A 17223-nucleotide genomic window follows, 5' to 3' on the forward strand; every position below is an offset into this window, starting at 1 on the left:
CTCAACTGATGTCAGTCCATGACATCACCGAACGTACACCTGATGTCAGCTACTGTCATCAGTCGTGGTGACAGTCACTGACATCGCCTACAATCCGCCCGTGGGCCGATGGGAACCGAACGCGCAGGGCCGCCTGGAACAGGCCGCTCTGGAGCTGTACCTGGAGCAGGGCTTCGACGAGACGACGGTCGCCGAGATCGCCGCGCGCGCCGGCCTCACGGAGCGCACGTTCTTCCGGCACTTCACCGACAAGCGCGAGGTGCTGTTCCGGGGCCGCGAACTCGCCGACGCGCTCGAGGCAGCCATCGACGACGCCCCCGCGTCCGCCGCGCCACTCGACGCCGTCAGCGCGGCGCTGGAATCAGTGTCGGATTTCTTCGCCGAGCGCCGCCCGCACGCGCGCCGGCGCCAGACGGTGATCAATGCCAACCCCAGCCTGCAGGAGCGCGAACTCATCAAGCTCGCGTCACTGGCGACGAGCATCGCCGACGCGCTGCGCCGACGCGGCGTCGCCGATCCCGCGGCCGGCCTGGTCGCGGAGACCGGTATCGCGGTATTCAAGGTGGCATTCGACCAGTGGCTCACCGATCCGGCCGACCGCAGCCTCGCCGAGCACATTCGCGAGGCGCTCGCCGAACTCAAGTCCGCGACGCAATCCTGAACCGCGGCAACCGGTTACAGCGGGGATGCGCCGCGCAGGTGCTCGAAGATCAGGGACGTCTGGGTGCCGGCCACATCGGCGTCGGCGTTGAGGTGCTCGACCACGAACGCACGCAGATGTGGGGTGTCGCGCGCGGCGACGTGCAGGATGAAGTCGTCGGCGCCGGCCAGGAAGTAGACGTCCATCACCTGCGGCAGCCGCCGCATGTGGGCGATGAAGTCGCGAATGCGCGCCCGGGCCCCTGACTGCAGGCTCACCGAGATCATCGCCTGCAGGCCCAGGCCGATGGCTGCCGGATCGATGTCGGCATGGAAACCACGGATCACCCCGAGCTGCTGTAACCGGCGGACCCGGCCGTGACAGGTCGATGCGGCGATGCCGACCAGCTCCGCCAACGCGCTGTTGGGCATGCGTGCGTCGGCATGTAGCGCGGTCACGATCTGCCGGTCGACGTCGTCGAGTTCGACGGGCTGAACATCCTTCGGCTGAACCCCCTCCTGGACCGTCGAATTCGAAGATCGTTCACTAGCAGGCGCCATATCGAGAATTATAGTCACAGATATTGCAGGTCTGTCGACGTTTATTCACACTTAGGGCACCACCTGATCCGCCCTGAGGAGAACCCCAGATGCACGTCGGTATCCCGACCGAAATCAAGAACAACGAGTACCGGGTGGCCATCACCCCGGCCGGCGTCGCCGAACTGATCAAGCACGGCCATGAGGTGCTGATCCAGGCCGGGGCCGGCGAAGGATCCGCGATCACGGACAACGACTTCAAAGCCGCCGGCGCACAGATCGTCACCACCGCGGACCAGGTGTGGGCCGAGGCCGACCTGCTCCTGAAGGTCAAGGAGCCCATCGCGGCCGAATACCACCGCATGCGCAAGGGCCAGACCCTGTTCACCTACCTGCATCTGGCCGCCTCGCGTGACTGCACCGACGCGCTGCTGGCGTCGGGCACCACCTCGATCGCCTACGAAACCGTTCAGACTGCCGACGGCCGCCTGCCCCTGCTCGCCCCGATGAGCGAAGTGGCAGGCCGGCTGTCGGCCCAGGTGGGCGCCTACCACCTGATGCGCAGCCACGGCGGCCGCGGCGTCCTGATGGGCGGCGTGCCCGGCGTCGCCCCCGCCAACGTCGTCGTCATCGGCGGTGGCACCGCGGGCTTCCACGCGGCACAGATCGCCAGCGGCATGGGCGCGCAGGTCACCGTCTTCGACGTCAACCTGGACACCCTGCGCCGGATCGACGCCGAGTTCAACGGCCGGATCCACACCCGGTACTCCTCGAGCCTGGACCTGGAAGACGCTGTCAAGCAGGCCGACCTGGTGATCGGCGCGGTGCTGGTCCCCGGCGCCAAGGCACCCAAGCTCGTCACCAATTCGACTGTGGCCCAAATGAAGTCGGGTTCCGTGCTGGTCGACATCGCGATCGATCAGGGCGGCTGCTTCGAGGACTCGAAGCCCACCACGCACGACGACCCGACCTTCACCGTGCACGACTCGGTCTTCTACTGCGTGGCCAACATGCCCGGCGCCGTGCCGCGCACCTCGACCTACGCACTGACCAACGCGACCCTGCCGTACGTGCTCAAGCTCGCCGACCAGGGCTGGCAGGCGGCCTGCCACAATGACGCCGCACTGGCCAAGGGCCTGTCGACGCACGACGGCGAACTGCTGTGCAGCCAGGTCGCCGCGGACCTCGACATTCCGCTCGGTCGCGTCGCCCTGTAACCCCCGAACCCGATACCCATCGCCCGGTCAGCGCAGCGTCGCGCTGGCCGGGCGATGACTTTTCCGAGCCCGGCACTGCCCTTCTTGACAGGTGTCAAGTATCGTCGTGGCCATGCTCTTGCAGGAACTGCTCCCCGCCCCGCCGACCACAGCGGCCGAAGCCCTCGCGATCTTCGATGCCGCGCCGGCCGTCGAACCCGACTTCATGATCGGCACGTGGCACGGGGCGGAAGTGCCCACCGGACATCCGATGGACGGGCTGCTGGAAGCCAGCGGCTGGTGGGGCAAGAAGTTCGTCGACGCCGAGACCGTCCATCCGCTGCTGTTTCCCGATGCCTCGGGCGCAACGCTGTGGCCCCTCAACCCGGTGCTGGCATTCTCCGGCGCCGGACTGGCGAACAAGGTGCCCCTGCACCGGCTTCCCGTCGCGAGGGTCATCACCGCGCTCCGCCCGCTACTGCAGGCCCGTTCGGCCAAGGCCCGACTGCGCACCACGCGCTATCGCGGAGTCGACACCGCGACAATGGTTTACGACCAACTGCCTATCAACGACGTCTTCCGCAAGCTGACCGACGACGCCGTCCTGGGCGCCATGGATCTCCGCGGCGAGACGCAGCCGTACTTCTTCGTCCTGCGCCGGGAAGGGTGATTTGTGCACGAAAATCCGCGTTCCGCGCGGATTTTCGTGCACAAATCGCTAGTCGATGGCGCGCAGCTGCTTCGGCAGTGAGCGCTTGGACCGGTGCGGGCCCAGTACCGCGGCGCCGAAGGGCCGCGTCAGCAGTTCGCGCGCAACGGCATTGACCTCTTCGAGCGTCACGGCGTCGATCGACGCGAGCGTGTCCGAGATCGACTTGTGGTTGCCGTAGTTGAGCTCGGCGCGGCCGATGCGGTGCATCCGGGAACCGGAATCCTCGAGCCCGAGCACCAGACCGCCGCGCATCGAGCCCTTGGCGATGCGCAATTCGTCGGCGGTGATGCCTTCGCGCGCAACGTCTTCCAGCACGTCGGTGGTGACGCGGACGACCTCGTCGAAGCGGTCCGGCAGGCATGCCGAGTACACCGACAGGGCACCGGCATCGGAGAACGTGTCGATCGTGGAGTACACCGAGTAGGCCAGGCCGCGGTTCTCGCGGATCTGCTGGAACAGCCGCGAACTCAGGCCACCGCCGAGCGCGGTGTTGAGCACCGACAGCGCCCAGCGGTGTTCCCAGTTACGGCCGGGCGTACGCACACCCAGGTACATGTGGGCCTGCTCGGAGTCACGCTTGACGAACTGCAGTGTCGGGGTGCCGGGCACGCGGCCGGCACCCTTACGCGGCGGCACGGGCTTGCGGCCACGAACCAGATGCGGCCGAAAGTGCTTGCGCACCATGGACACAACTTCGTCGTGGTCGACGTTCCCGGCGACCGCGACCACCATCCGGTCCGGGGTGTACCGGCGAACGTGGAACGAGTGCAGCTGGTTGCGGGTCATCGACGCGATGGATTCGACGCTGCCGATCACCGGACGACCCACCGGGTGCGTACCGAACATGGAGCCGAGGAAGACATCCGCGAGGGTGTCCTCGGGATCGTCGTCGCGCATGGCGATCTCTTCGAGCACCACGTCACGTTCCAGCTCGACATCGCTTGCGGCACAACGGCCGTTGAGTACGACGTCCGAGACCAGGTCGATGGCCAGCCCGAGATCGCTGTCCAGCACGTGGGCGTAGTAGCAAGTGTGCTCGCGCGCGGTGAAGGCGTTCAGCTCACCGCCGACGGCGTCCATCGACTGGGCGATCTCGACAGCGCTGCGCGTCGGGGTCGACTTGAACAGCAGGTGTTCCAGGAAGTGCGCGGCGCCGGCGACACTGGGGCCCTCGTCGCGTGAACCGACGTTGACCCACACGCCGACCGACGCCGAATGCACGTGCGGCAGGTGTTCGGTGACGACCCGCAGCCCGCCGGGGAGATTGGTCTTGCGCACAGCGGCCGGGGCCTGCAGCGATGTCGCTGCAGGACCCCGGCCGTTGCGCAGTGTGGGATTAGGAGTTTGCAGGCGCGGCATCTGCCGGTGCAGTCTCCGATTCGGCGGGAGCGGAGTCGGCTGGCGTCGCGGAGGCGCCTGCGTCATCTCCCTCGTCCACCAGGATCAGCGAAATCTTCTGACCCTTGCCACGGTTGTCGGCGGAGATGTCCGCGATCTCCACGCGCAGCTTGTCGCCGACGTTCACGACGTCCTCGACCTTCGCGACGCGTTTGCCCTTGCCGAGCTTGGAGATGTGCACCAGACCGTCACGGCCCGGCAGCAGCGAGACGAACGCACCGAAGTCCGTCGTCTTCACCACGGTGCCGAGGAACCGCTCACCGATCTTGGGCAGCTGCGGGTTGGCGATGGCGTTGATCTTGTCGATCGCCGCCTGCGCCGCCTCACCGTTCGAGGCGCCGACGAACACGGTGCCGTCGTCCTCGATGGAGATGTTCGCACCGGTCTCCTCGGTGATCTGGTTGATCACCTTGCCCTTGGGCCCGATCACCTCACCGATCTTGTCGACCGGCACCTTGATGGTGGTGATGCGCGGCGCGTACGGGCTCATCTCGTCCGGCTCGTCGATGGCCTCGGCCATCACGTCCAGGATGGTCAGACGCGCGTCCTTGGCCTGGGCCAGGGCACCGGCCAGCACCTTGGACGGAATGCCGTCCAGCTTGGTGTCCAGCTGCAGGGCGGTGACGAAGTCCTTCGTGCCGGCGACCTTGAAGTCCATGTCGCCGAAGGCATCCTCGGCGCCCAGGATGTCGGTCAGGGCGACGTAGCGGGTCTCGCCGTCGACCTCGTCGGACACCAGGCCCATGGCGATACCGGCGACCGGGGCCTTCAGCGGCACACCGGCGTTCAGCAGCGCCAGGGTGGAGGCACAGACCGAACCCATCGAGGTGGAACCGTTGGAGCCCAACGCTTCCGAGACCTGACGGATGGCGTACGGGAACTCCTCGACGCTCGGCAGCACCGGCATCAGGGCCCGCTCGGCGAGCGCGCCGTGGCCGATTTCGCGACGCTTGGGCGAGCCCACGCGGCCGGTCTCACCGGTCGAGTACGGCGGGAAGTTGTAGTGGTGCATGTAGCGCTTGGTGGTCTCGGGACCGAGCGAGTCGATCTGCTGAGCCATCTTGATCATGTCCAGCGTGGTGACACCCATGATCTGGGTCTCGCCGCGCTCGAACAGCGCGCTGCCGTGCGCCCGCGGGATCACGGCGACCTCGGCGCTCAGGGCGCGGATGTCGGTGATGCCACGGCCGTCGATGCGGAAGTGGTCGGTCAGGATGCGCTGGCGAACCAGCTTCTTGGTCAGCGAGCGGAACGCCGCGCCGATCTCCTTCTCGCGGCCGGCGTAGGTCTCGGCGAGGCGGGAAAGCACCTCGACCTTGATCTCGTCGGTGCGCTCTTCGCGCTCCTGCTTGCCGGCGATGGTCAGCGCCTGCGACAGCGCGTCGGTCGCCACGGCGGCGACGGCCTGGAAGGCGTCGTCGGCGTAATCGGGGAACAGCGGGAATTCGCCGGTCTCCTTGGCAGCAGCCTCGGCCAGCTCGGCCTGGGCGGTGCACAGCGCGGCGATGAACGGCTTGGCGGCCTCCAGGCCCTCGGCCACGACGGCCTCGGTGGGGGCACCGGCGCCACCGGCGATCAGGTCGATCACGTTGTCGGTGGCCTCGGCCTCGACCATCATGATCGCGACGTCGCCCTCGACCTTGCGGCCGGCGACGACCATGTCGAAGACAGCCTTCTCGAGCTGCTCGATGGTCGGGAACGCAACCCACTGACCCTCGATCAGCGCGACGCGGACGCCACCGACCGGGCCGGAGAACGGCAGGCCGGAGATCTGGGTGGACGCCGACGCGGCGTTGATGGCCACGACGTCGTACAGGTCCTTGGGGTCCAGGCTCAGCACGGTGACGACGACCTGGATCTCGTTGCGCAGACCCGAGACGAACGACGGGCGCAGCGGCCGGTCGATCAGGCGGCAGGTCAGGATCGCGTCGGTGGAGGGGCGGCCCTCACGACGGAAGAACGAGCCGGGGATACGGCCGGCGGCGTACATCCGCTCCTCGACGTCGATCGTCAAGGGGAAGAAGTCGAAGTGGTCCTTGGGGCTCTTGCTCGCCGTAGTGGCCGACAGGAGCATGGTCTCGTCGTCCAGGTAGGCGACGACGGAACCGGCGGCCTGACGTGCGAGGCGGCCGGTCTCGAAGCGGATGGTGCGGGTGCCGAAGCTCCCGTTGTCGATGACGGCGGTCGACTCGAAAATGCCGTCTTCAATTTCAACTGCAGACATGTATGTCGCAATTACCTCTCTCGGGCCCGCCCTATGCGGGATTCCGTATTTTCTGGTTCCTCTTTGTTACAGCTGTCGCATCGTCACACGCGCGCATCCAGAAAACCCGAAAACCATCCCGCTAACTGCTGACGGCCGTCGATCGAAGCGGCCGGGAGTCAAACCCGACAGCCACTACCGAAGACCGCCCCACGAGGTTCAGGCGGACGCTGTGTGACGTTCCGACGTCTTGAGCACTAGGCCCAAAACAGTTTCATGTTACTACCCGTACCAACAGCCATCGCCAGGCCTGCCGGAGCAGACCTGGCGACGGTCGTGAATCAGTGGTGCGTCAGCGACGCAGACCCAGACGCTCGATCAGCGAGCGGTACCGCGCGACGTCGACCTGAGCGACGTACTTGAGCAGCCGGCGGCGACGGCCGACCAGCAGCAGCAGGCCGCGCCGGCTGTGGTGGTCGTGCTTGTGCTGCTTGAGGTGCTCGGTCAGGTCCGAGATGCGCTTGGTCAGCAGGGCGACCTGAGCCTCCGGCGAGCCGGTGTCGGTCTCATGCAGGCCGTACTGACCCAGGATCTCTTTTTTCTGCTCGGCAGTGAGTGCCACGAAACAACTCCATCAATTCGGTCCGCGAAGAACAACGAGGGCGCGGCCGCCGCGAACTGCAGCACGCGCGTCGGGCAGTTTATCAGGAAGCTACGGCGCAGCGAGAATCGTGCGAGCCCGCTTGGTATCGCGGTCCATGGCCACGACCAGGTCGTCCACCGACTCGAACTTCTCCTGGCCGCGGATCCGCGAAACGAAATCGACCGCCACGTGCTGCCCGTAGAGGTCGGCCTCGGTGTCGAGCACGAAGGCCTCGACGGTGCGGGTGCGTCCGGAGAACGTCGGATTGGTGCCGACGGACACCGCGGCCTGATAGCGCTCCCCCGGCGTCACGGTGCCGACCGACGGGCCGTGCCCGAGGACGGTGAACCATGCGGCGTAGACACCGTCTGCGGGGATCGCCGAGTGCATCGGCGGGGCGACGTTCGCGGTCGGGAAACCCAGCCCGCGGCCACGACCGTCACCCCGGACGACGACGCCCTCGACGCGGTGCGGCCGGCCCAGGGCCTCGGTCGCGGCGGCCATGTCACCGGCGTCCACACAGGACCGGATGTAGGTGGACGAGAAGGTGACGGTCTCGGCCTGGTGGTGCTCGGCCACGAGCGAGATGCCCTCGACGGCGAAGCCGAAGCGTTCGCCGGCCTTGCGCAGCAGCGGCACGTTACCGCCGGCTTTCTTGCCGAAGGTGAAGTTCTCGCCGACCACGACCTCGAGGACGTGCAGGCGCTCGACGAGCAGCTCGTGCACGTAGCGCTCGGGCGTGAGCTTCATGAAGTCGGTGGTGAACGGCATCACCAGGAACACGTCGACGCCGAGCTCCTCGACGAGCTCGGCCCGGCGGGTCAGCGTCGTCAGCTGCGCGGGATGGCTGCCCGGGAGGACCACTTCCATCGGATGCGGATCGAACGTCATCAGCACCGTGGGTACGCCGCGGGACCGGCCGGCCTTCACCGCGTGGCTGATCAGTTCTGCATGTCCACGATGTACGCCATCGAACACCCCGATGGTGAGCACACATCGGCCCCAATCCGTGGGGATCTCGTCCTGCCCACGCCAGCGTTGCACGACCGCAAGCCTACGGCGCGCCGCCGCGGCAGGCACCGCGAGATCCCCGGATGAGGTGACGATTGCCTAAACTTTGTGGTGTGAGTCCTGCAGAAGACGGTGGCAACCCGCCGGATCTATCCCCGGTTGCCCAGGACTACCTCAAAGTGATCTGGACCGCGCAGGAGTGGTCGCGCGAGAAAGTCAGCACGAAAATGCTGGCAGAGCGTATCGGGGTGTCGGCCTCGACGGCGTCCGAGTCGATTCGCAAGCTCGCCGACCAGGGCCTGGTGCACCACGAGAAGTACGGCGCGGTGACGCTGACCGACACCGGCCGCAGCGCGGCGCTGGCCATGGTCCGCCGGCACCGCCTGATGGAGACGTTCCTGGTGCGCGAGCTCGGCTACGGCTGGGACGAGGTGCACGACGAAGCCGAGGTGCTCGAGCACGCGGTGTCGGACCGGATGCTGGACCGCATCGACGCCAAGCTCGGCTTCCCCACCCGCGACCCGCACGGCGATCCGATCCCCGCGGCCGACGGCCAGGTGCCCACTCCCCCTGCCCGGCAGCTGTCCGCCTGTTCGGATGGCGACGCCGGCACGGTGGCCCGGATTTCCGATCACGACCCCGAGATGCTGCGGTACTTCGACAGCGTCGGGATCACGCTCGACTCACATCTGCGCGTGGTGGCCCGGCGCGACTTCGCCGGGATGATCTCCGTGGCGGTCACTGGCCCCGAAGCGCTCGGCGCCGTGTCCTCGGAGACGACCGTCGACCTGGGAAGCCCTGCGGCCGAAGCGATCTGGGTCGTCGCCTGACAGGTCAGCGGATGGTCACCAACCCGGCGAGCAGCAGATCGAACATCCGCCCGCACTGCTCGGGCGACGAGCTGGCGAGCATGATGCCGAGCAACCCGGTGACGACGTCATCCGCCGCGACGTCGGAGCGCAGGGTGCCGTCGCCGGCGCCGGCGGCCAGCAATGTGCCGACCGCTCCGACCACCCGGGCACGGGTATCGCCCGCCGTCACCGCACCAGAATCGAATATCGCTCTCAGGGATTCGGCCATGCCCCGCTTGGCGGCGACGAACATCGCGTAGCGGTCCATCCAGAGCCGTAGCGCCTCGACTGGCGGATGGCTCCGCAACAGTTCCTGAGCCGTGGCGGCCACCTCGGCAAGTTCAGCGCGGTAGACCGCCTCGACCAGCGCTTCACGGCTGGGGAAATGTCGGTAGAGAGTGCCGATTCCAACACCGGCGTCGCGCGCTATCGCCTCGAGCGACGCCGGACCGTCGGCGGCGCCGAACGCGAGCGCTGCTGCTTCCAGAATGCGTTCCCGGTTACGGCGGGCGTCGGCACGAATACCGTCGGCCATAGCGGAGGCTCCTCCGTTTTTGTTATCTTGAACTAAGCGGAGGTTCCTCCGAATTACTCGAGTATCGCAGAAACCACAGCTGAGGAGCGACGATGCCCGATACAACACGCCCCGGCGGATTCGGTTCGATCGGCGGCCGGCCGGTAGCCCGCATCGGCTACGGGGCCATGCAGCTGCAAGATGCCGGCTCCCCGGCCGACGCGGTTGCGCTGCTGCGCCGCGCTGTCGAACTCGGCATCAATCACATCGACACCGCGTCCTTCTACGGCGGCGGAGCGGTGAACACCCTGATCCGGCAGGCACTGCGGCCGTACCGCGATGAGCTGGTCATCGTCAGCAAGGTGGGAGCCGTCCACGTCCTGGACGGGCCTGCGCCGCTGGCGGCCGCGCAGAAACCGGCGGAGCTGCGTGCTGCGGTCGAGGCGGACCTGAATCAGCTTGGGCTGGAACAAATTCCGGTGGTGAACTTGCGTCGGCTGGACTTGGGACCAGGCCTGCAAGCCGAAGGCGATCAGATCGTCGATGTCGACGATCAGTTGGCCGAGATGATCGCATTGCGTGACGAAGGCAAAATCGGCGCTATCGGGCTCAGCGCCGCGCCGGTCGAGCTGGTGCGGCACGCGCTGCCGGCCGGCATCACCTGCGTCCAAAACGCCTACAGCTTGTTGGCCCGCGCACAGGAGGACACCTTGCGCCTGTGCGCCGAAGAGGGCATCGCCTGGGTGCCGTTCTTCCCGCTCGGCTCGGCGTTCCCCGGATTCCCCAGCGTCACCGACGATCCCGCGGTGCGCGCCGTCTCGGCCCGGATCAACGCCACTCCGGCGCAGGTCGGACTTGCCTGGCTGTTGTCACACGCGCCCAACACCCTGCTGATCGCCGGCACCCGGTCGGTCGCCCACCTTGAGGACAACGTCGCGGCCGGCTCGATCCGGCTGGATGCCGAAGCCCTCGCCGCCTTGGACGGCATCGGCTCCCGGCCCGGGGACAGCGCCGCCCACCAGCACGGCGCCGCATTGTTTCTGACCGAAAACGACTGACGCCGTTCAATTCACGAGCCTGCGGTGGTACGCCTCCCGCAGAGCAGAGTCGGTATGGGTGAACGAGGTGTCGAAGTGCGCGACGTGGGATATCCAGTGCCGAGCCCCGTCCGGAAGCGCACCCATAAGCTTGATCATCGCGCCAAGGGCTTGCGGTACAGCCACTTTCGCTTTGCCCCGCGCGACAGCTTCGACGATGGCCGCCGCGACATCGTCGGGCTCCACCTCACTGATGGGCTGAATCCACCGCGGGGCGCTGTGGCCCGCCGAGAGCTCGGTGTGTACGACGCCCGGGAGCACCGCGGTGACGGCGATGCCGTCATCGGCGAGTTCGAGGTGCAGGGTCTCGGTGAATCCGACGACGGCGTGCTTGGTGGCGCAGTAGGTGGCGAGACCGGGAAAAGCGCTGACGCCGGCCAGCGAGGCGACGTTCACGATGTGTCCGCCGCGCCCGCGCATCCGGATGGCGGCCTGCTTCGACCCGTTGAGCACGCCACCGAGATTGATGGCGACCATGCGGTCGGTCATCTCGTCGGTCTCGTCGGCGAACAGTCCGGTGGGCATGATGCCGGCATTGTTGATCAGGACGTCGACGGGTCCCAGCTGCGTTTCCACCTCATCGAGGAAGGCTGCAAACGACTCTCGGCGAGTGACGTCCAGGTGCAGTCCGCAGACTTGTTCGCCCGTGGCGGCGAACTCGGCGGCTGTCTTCTCGGCCAGCTCGACGTCGATGTCGCCGATGGCGACGCGTGCACCGGCCCGCAGGAAGGCCAGGCCCGTCGCTCGTCCGATGCCGCGGGCGCCGCCGGTGATCGCCACCACCCGGCCGCGAATGTCGTTGTATTTCTTGGTCATTGCTCCACCGCCTTCTGCAGTTGCGCCTTGAGCACCTTGCCGGTCTCGTTGCGTGGCAGCACGTCGACGAATACGACGTCGCGCGGCACTTTGTGCCGGGCCAACTCGGCCCGGACGTAACTCTTGATCTCGTCGGCCTCGAGGTCGGCACCCGGGCGGCGGACCACGAACGCGCACAACCGCTTTCCGAACTCCACATCATCGACTCCGACCACCGAGGTCTCGACCACCGCGGGGTGGCCGGCAAGTAGATTCTCGACCTCCAACGGGAAGACGTTCTCGCCGCCGGAGACGATCATGTCGTCGTCCCGGCCGTCGACGAACCACAGTCCGTTCTCGTCGAAGTGGCCGGTGTCCCCCGACGACAGCAGTCCGTCGACGGACTCCTTGTTTCCGCCGTCGGTGTAACCGGCGAAGCTGAGACCGCTGGAGACGAAAAGTGTTCCGCTGCGTCCGGGTTCGGTGATCCGGCGTCGCTGTTCGTCGTATGCGGCGAGCGTGCAGCCGACGGGCGGGCGGCCCACCGTGCCCGGCGCGCTGCGCAATTCACTCGGGGTGGCCACCGCGGCGACCGCAACCTCGGTCGAGCCGTACAGGTTGTAGAGCACGTCGCCGAACGCGTCCATGGTGCGTCGGCACAGATCGGGTGAGAGCGCCGAGCCGGCGGCGAACACCACGGTCAGCGAGGAGGTGTCGTACCGGGCCAGCACCTCGGGTCCGAGGTCGAGCATGCGCGTCAGCATCGTGGGGACGACGATCAGGGCACTGACCCGATGTCGTTCGATCGCCGCGAGTGTGGCTTCGGGGTCGAATCGGCGCGCCAGCACAACCTGGTTCCCGAGCGCGAAGCCGAGCGAGCACGTGGCCAGCCCGGTGGCGTGAAACATCGGTGCGGCAACGTAATAGACACTGCGCGACGGCCACGGTATGCGGTCGAGCAGCTGCGCAGATTGCAGCGGGCTGACCTTGTTGCGCGGCGCCCCCTTCGGTGTGCCGGTGGTGCCACTGGTCAGCAGGACCATGCCGCCGACCGAAGCCGGCGCGGGCAACGGCGCCGTCGACCGGCCGGCTGCGAGCACGACCAGTCCACGTTGGCCGGACCAGCCGACGATGCGGTCGACCTCGAACGGCAGCACGTCGATCAGGTCGGTGAACTCGTCATCGGCGATGACCGCGGTGACGTTCTCGCGCTTGCAGACGTCCGCGAGTTGCGGCGCCGCGAAGCCGGTGTTGAGCAAAACGACTCGGGCACCGACCTTTCCGGCAGCGAAGAGCGCCAGGGGTAGCGCGCGGTGGTTTCGTACGAGCAGACCGATCACCGAGCCGGCAACGATCCCCCGGTCCGCGAGTCCCCACGCGAGGGCATTGGACAGCGTTTCCAGCTCGGCGAAGCTCAACGTGCCGACCTCGTCCGTCAGTGCGGGGGCATCGCCGTAGCGCGCCGCGACGTGCCCGACCAACCCGCCGAACGATCCGTAGCGGCGGAGGCCGCGGGAGGCGGACACCGCGTCCAGTGGCCGGCAGACATCCACCAATCCCCGGCGCTGCAACACGATTGCCGCCGCAGCAGCGTCGCGTACCTGGCTGATCAGGTGTGTCATCTCGCCCCTCACTCCTGCGCCATGGGCTGATATGGCTGAGCCACGGCGGCGCGCAGGAACTCGCCGCCGGCCCGCATGCTGTCCAAACTGCCGTCGTGGCTCCGTGGAACCATCCAGTAGGCATGCGCCAGCCCTGTCCACACCCGTTGTTCGCAATGACCGCCGGACGCCGTCACTCGGGCCGCGAAAGATTCGGCGTCGGCGCGCATGACTTCCCTTGTGCCGTAATGTAATTGAATCGGCGGTAGCCCCACGAGATCGGCGTTGAGCAGGCACAGCCGCGGATCGGCGATGTCCGCGTCACCGACATACAACGCCAACGCGCGAGCTGCGGCCCGCGGGTCGAAGGGCTGCCGACGTACCCGGGGATCGACGATCGGCGCCCGGTAGGACGGATCGATCAACGGACCCCACAACGCGAGTGCGGCAGGCGCCGGTAGGCCTTCCCGCTTGGCCCGCAAGGCCACCGCCACCGCGAGGTGGCCGCCGGCCGAATCACCGGCGATCACCACTTTGCGCACGTCGTAGCCCTGGCTCAGCAGCCGTCGATAGGCAGCCATTGCGGCATCCTCGGCGGCAGGAAAGGTGTGCTCGGGCGCCAAGGGGTACTCGACGACCAATGCCGGCAGCCCTGAGTGCTGCGACAGGTACGACGCGAATCCACGGTGTGTGCGTGGTGAGCAGACCAGGTATCCGCTGCCGTGCAGCACCAGAAGGACGCCCGCATCGTCGCGGGCGGCCGGTGCACGGACCCACTCACCGCGCAGCGGTGCGTCGACGGGTTCGACCGTCGTGCCCCCGACGACCGGTGCGAGGCGGACAATCGCCTTGTTGGCGACCGGACGCATCAGCGTGATCAGCCGCGGGTTGGCCACCAGTAGCCGGATGGCGGCGCCGGCGACTACCCGCGCCGCCGAATTCCCGGTCAGCCGATCGACCATCGCCATGACAGTGAGTGGGTCCGCCGTGCTCATCCGGCGAGCAGCCCCTTCGCGATGTGGGTCACCTGCACCTCATTGCTGCCGGCATAGATCATCAGCGACTTGGCGTCCCGGGCCAGCTGTTCCACCCGGTACTCGGCCATGTAGCCGTTGCCGCCGAACAACTGCACCGCATCCATGGCCACATCGGTGGCCGCCTCCGAGGAGTACAGCTTCACCGCGGACGCTTCGGACAGCGACGGAATCTTTCCGGCCTGCACCTTCTCCAGCGTCTGGAACACCATGTTCTGCACGTTGATTCGCGCAATCTCCATCTTGGCCAGCTTGAGCTGGATCAGCTGGAACTGGCCGATGTTCTGGCCCCACAGCGTGCGGGTCTTGGCGTAGTCGAGGCAACGCCGATGACATTCGTTGATGATGCCCAGCGCCATCAACGCCACGCCGAGCCGCTCGGCGGCGAAATTGGCTCGGGCACTTTCCCGCCCGTCTCCGCCACCGTGGTCCTCGGTCTCGCCGAGCAACCGGTCCGGCGTGATGCGCACGTTGTCGAAGAACAACTCGCCGGTCGGCGAGGACATCATGCCCATCTTCTTGAAGGCCTTGCCCTGCGTCAGGCCCGGCATGCCCGAGTCCAGGACGAAGGTGAGGACCTTGCGGTTGCGGCGGTCGGCATCGGGATCGCCTTCATCCAACTTGGCGTAGACGATCAGCACGTCGGCATCAGGACCGTTGGTGATGAACGTCTTCTGGCCGTTGAGGATGTAGTCGGCCCCGTCGCGCTTGACGTAGGTCTTCATGCCGCCGAACGCATCTGAGCCGGCGTCCGGCTCGGTGATCGCCCAGCACGCGATCTTCTCCAGTGTCACCAACTCGGGCAGCCAGCGCTCCTTCTGCGCCAGCGTGCCGCGGCTGGCGATGGTGGCCGCGCCGAGACCGAGACTGACGCCGAGGGTGCTCAGCAGTCCGATGCTGACACCGGCCAGTTCGGACACCAGCACGGCCGCCATCGAAATCTGGCCACCCAGATCGCCCAGGCCGCCCGACGACCGGTCGCTCTTCTCGGGCTTGGGCTCTCCCGCGGCGATCGCCGCGGCTTTGGCCCGTTCCTTCTCCAGCATGGTCTTGATGGCTTCGGCAGCCACCGCGTCAAGACCGAACTCGCTGAACAGTTTTCGCGCGATCGGATACGGCGACACCTCACCGCGCTCCAGGCCGTCGCGGTGCGGCTCGATCTGCTTGTCGATGAACTCGCGGACGCTGTCGCGAATGAGCTCATCGGATTCGGACCACTCGATCATGACAGCCGCCCCGCGATGTCGTCGATCTCCCACAGACCGTCGGTCTCGATGGTGGTCAGGTCGTGCCAGCCACCGAGCTCAGAGATCGCACCGCCCTGCACCGCGAAGACCTTGCCGGTCAGCGGGCACTTCTCGGTCGCCAGGTACGCCACCAACGGCGAGATGTTCGCCGGGCTGAACAGGTCGACCTCGCCGTCGTCGGGCTCGGCCATCAGGGCACCCATGCCCGGCGTGGCCAGCGTCAGCCGGGTCCGCGCGATCGGGGCAATCGCATTGGCCCGCACGCCATAACGTTCCAGCTCTTCGGCCGCGACCAAGGTCATCGCGGCGATGCCGGCTTTGGCCGCACCGTAATTCACCTGCCCGGCGTTCGGGACGGTGAGACCCGATCCCGATGCCGTGTTGATCACCGCGGCATTCGGCTGGTTGCCGGCCTTGCTCTGCGCCTTCCAGTACGCGGCGGCATGCCGGAGCACCGAGAAGTGACCTTTGAGATGCACCGTCACCACGGCGTCCCATTGGGATTCCTCCATGGTCGGGATGAAGCCGTCGCGCAGGATCCCGGCGTTGTTCACCACGACGTCCAGGCCGCCGAACTCGCTGACCGCCTGGTCGATCAGGCCGGCCGCGCCATCCCACGTGGCGATGTTGTCGGTGTTGGTGACGGCCTTACCGCCAGCGGCGCGGATCTCGTCGACAACCTCTTGCGCCGGGCCGGTGTCGGCACCCTCGCCGGTATTGCTGCCGCCGAGGTCGTTGACGACGACGCTGGCACCCTCCCGGGCGAACAGCAGCGCGTGCTCGCGGCCGATGCCGCGCCCTGCGCCGGTGATGACGGCGATCCGTCCTTCCAGAGCTCCCATGTTGTGCAGTCCTTTCAAGTCGATTAGTCGGCGAAGACGGCGAGGCCGTCGGTGATGGCGAATTCCTCGCCGGCGGTTCCGTTTCGTACCGTCTCGAACGCGTACCTGGTGGTGCGGTTGCCGCGGCCCGACTGCCAGATTCGGGTCTCCAGATCGTCACCTGGGAAGACCATCTTGGAGAATCGGACGGCAAATCTCTTGAGCCGGTTGACATCTTCCCCACCGACCTCGGTCAGCAAGGCCCACGAGGTGAATGCCATGGTGCACAGGCCATGGGCGATGATGCCCGGCAGTCCCGCGTCCTTGGCCACCTCTTCGTCGAGGTGGATCGGCATCGGATCGCCCGATGCCGGTGAGTAGCGGAACGTCTGGTCCGCATCGACATGCTGAACGACTTTCGCCAGTGGGGGCTGGTCGCGCAGCGCGGCGTCGAACTTGTGATTCGGGCCCAATTCACCAATCTTCTTGCCGGCGTTGAACCCGCGGAAGAAGCACGTCACGTACTGTTCGTTGACGAGATCGCCGTCATCGGTCCGACATTCGAGGTAAACCGATGCTCGCGTGCCGTTCTCGAGCCCTTCGTAGCCGAGCAGCATGCCGCGTGACACCAGTTTGTCGCCCGGATAGATCGGCCGATGGAAGTGAAAGTCCTGTTCCCCGTGAACCACCCGAGGAATCAACTCCACGGGTGCCACATCGACGGTGGGCGTCAATAGGGATTCGAACACCGGCACGATCGCGAAGATCGGCGGCGCGACATCACCCGCAAGATGCGCGGATATCGGGTCGTTGGTGGCCTTGGCGTAGTCGATGAGATGTTCCCGGGCGACCTCGAAGTGGTCGTCGTCTGTCCATTTGTTCAACCCGGAGTCATCGAAAACCAGTTCCTCGTCGGCCATT

The 17223-nt window shown here is 66.9% G+C and carries 17 protein-coding genes; 5 read left to right on the forward strand and 12 right to left on the reverse strand.

What is annotated here, in order from left to right; translation table 11 throughout:
* Nucleotides 1-100: 100 nt before the first annotated feature.
* Nucleotides 101-661, forward strand: coding sequence for a TetR family transcriptional regulator (locus tag H289_RS0116525; protein WP_029105334.1), 561 nt, complete (start codon nucleotides 101-103; stop codon nucleotides 659-661).
* Between the two features lie 14 nt (nucleotides 662-675).
* Here H289_RS0116525 and aldR read toward each other — a convergent pair whose 3' ends face one another.
* Nucleotides 676-1200 (reverse strand): HTH-type transcriptional regulator AldR, encoded by a 525-nt coding sequence (gene aldR, locus H289_RS0116530; protein WP_020101919.1) that lies wholly within the window; start codon nucleotides 1198-1200, stop codon nucleotides 676-678.
* A gap of 89 nt (nucleotides 1201-1289) precedes the next feature.
* Between aldR and ald the strand changes: the two genes are divergently transcribed.
* Nucleotides 1290-2396, forward strand: a complete 1107-nt coding sequence (ald, locus tag H289_RS0116535; protein WP_020101920.1) for an alanine dehydrogenase — start codon at nucleotides 1290-1292, stop codon at nucleotides 2394-2396.
* A gap of 112 nt (nucleotides 2397-2508) precedes the next feature.
* On the forward strand, nucleotides 2509-3045 hold the full coding sequence (locus H289_RS0116540) for a DUF4334 domain-containing protein (protein WP_029105336.1): 537 nt from the start codon (nucleotides 2509-2511) through the stop codon (nucleotides 3043-3045).
* 48 nt (nucleotides 3046-3093) lie between these two features.
* Here H289_RS0116540 and H289_RS0116545 read toward each other — a convergent pair whose 3' ends face one another.
* The 4 genes from H289_RS0116545 to H289_RS0116560 all read right to left on the reverse strand — a co-directional run bounded on the left by H289_RS0116545 (nucleotide 3094) and on the right by H289_RS0116560 (nucleotide 8375).
* Complete coding sequence (locus H289_RS0116545; RefSeq protein ID WP_081633436.1) at nucleotides 3094-4446, reverse strand: M16 family metallopeptidase; 1353 nt, start codon at nucleotides 4444-4446, stop codon at nucleotides 3094-3096.
* Nucleotides 4424-6709, reverse strand: a complete 2286-nt coding sequence (locus H289_RS0116550; RefSeq protein ID WP_020101923.1) for a polyribonucleotide nucleotidyltransferase — start codon at nucleotides 6707-6709, stop codon at nucleotides 4424-4426. The genes H289_RS0116545 and H289_RS0116550 overlap by 23 nt, the downstream gene beginning before the upstream one ends.
* A gap of 331 nt (nucleotides 6710-7040) precedes the next feature.
* Nucleotides 7041-7310, reverse strand: a complete 270-nt coding sequence (gene rpsO, locus H289_RS0116555) for a 30S ribosomal protein S15 (protein ID WP_020101924.1) — start codon at nucleotides 7308-7310, stop codon at nucleotides 7041-7043.
* Between the two features lie 90 nt (nucleotides 7311-7400).
* Nucleotides 7401-8375, reverse strand: a complete 975-nt coding sequence (locus H289_RS0116560) for a bifunctional riboflavin kinase/FAD synthetase (protein ID WP_036420683.1) — start codon at nucleotides 8373-8375, stop codon at nucleotides 7401-7403.
* Nucleotides 8376-8455: 80 nt separating this feature from the next.
* Between H289_RS0116560 and mntR the strand changes: the two genes are divergently transcribed.
* Nucleotides 8456-9172, forward strand: a complete 717-nt coding sequence (gene mntR, locus H289_RS0116565) for a manganese-binding transcriptional regulator MntR (RefSeq protein ID WP_029105337.1) — start codon at nucleotides 8456-8458, stop codon at nucleotides 9170-9172.
* A 4-nt stretch (nucleotides 9173-9176) separates the two neighbouring features.
* On the opposite strand, the gene H289_RS0116570 is transcribed toward mntR, so the two are convergent.
* On the reverse strand, nucleotides 9177-9728 hold the full coding sequence (locus tag H289_RS0116570) for a TetR/AcrR family transcriptional regulator (RefSeq protein WP_020101927.1): 552 nt from the start codon (nucleotides 9726-9728) through the stop codon (nucleotides 9177-9179).
* A 92-nt stretch (nucleotides 9729-9820) separates the two neighbouring features.
* Between H289_RS0116570 and H289_RS0116575 the strand changes: the two genes are divergently transcribed.
* The gene (locus H289_RS0116575) at nucleotides 9821-10765 is read left to right on the forward strand and encodes an aldo/keto reductase (RefSeq protein WP_020101928.1); all 945 of its coding nucleotides are present in this window, start codon (nucleotides 9821-9823) and stop codon (nucleotides 10763-10765) included.
* A 6-nt stretch (nucleotides 10766-10771) separates the two neighbouring features.
* On the opposite strand, the gene H289_RS0116580 is transcribed toward H289_RS0116575, so the two are convergent.
* From H289_RS0116580 to H289_RS0116605, 6 genes are read right to left on the reverse strand one after another with little or no spacing between them, the layout of a single operon-like run.
* Nucleotides 10772-11620: an SDR family oxidoreductase gene (locus tag H289_RS0116580; RefSeq protein ID WP_020101929.1), complete on the reverse strand. Its 849-nt coding sequence runs from the start codon at nucleotides 11618-11620 to the stop codon at nucleotides 10772-10774.
* Complete coding sequence (locus H289_RS0116585) at nucleotides 11617-13221, reverse strand: acyl-CoA synthetase (RefSeq protein ID WP_020101930.1); 1605 nt, start codon at nucleotides 13219-13221, stop codon at nucleotides 11617-11619. Before H289_RS0116585 ends, H289_RS0116580 begins: the two co-directional genes overlap by 4 nt.
* An 8-nt stretch (nucleotides 13222-13229) precedes the next feature.
* Nucleotides 13230-14195, reverse strand: a complete 966-nt coding sequence (locus H289_RS0116590) for an alpha/beta hydrolase fold domain-containing protein (protein ID WP_020101931.1) — start codon at nucleotides 14193-14195, stop codon at nucleotides 13230-13232.
* Entirely contained in the window at nucleotides 14192-15460 is a 1269-nt protein-coding gene (locus H289_RS0116595; protein WP_020101932.1) for an acyl-CoA dehydrogenase family protein, read from the reverse strand. The genes H289_RS0116590 and H289_RS0116595 overlap by 4 nt, the downstream gene beginning before the upstream one ends.
* Entirely contained in the window at nucleotides 15457-16323 is an 867-nt protein-coding gene (locus H289_RS0116600; RefSeq protein ID WP_020101933.1) for an SDR family oxidoreductase, read from the reverse strand. The genes H289_RS0116595 and H289_RS0116600 overlap by 4 nt, the downstream gene beginning before the upstream one ends.
* Before the next feature lie 23 nt (nucleotides 16324-16346).
* Nucleotides 16347-17222, reverse strand: coding sequence for a MaoC/PaaZ C-terminal domain-containing protein (locus tag H289_RS0116605; protein ID WP_020101934.1), 876 nt, complete (start codon nucleotides 17220-17222; stop codon nucleotides 16347-16349).
* Between the last annotated feature and the right edge of the window lies 1 nt (nucleotide 17223).

The sequence above is a fragment of the Mycobacterium sp. 360MFTsu5.1 genome, assembly GCF_000383495.1.
GTDB classification, from domain to species: Bacteria; Actinomycetota; Actinomycetes; order Mycobacteriales; family Mycobacteriaceae; genus Mycobacterium; species Mycobacterium mucogenicum_B.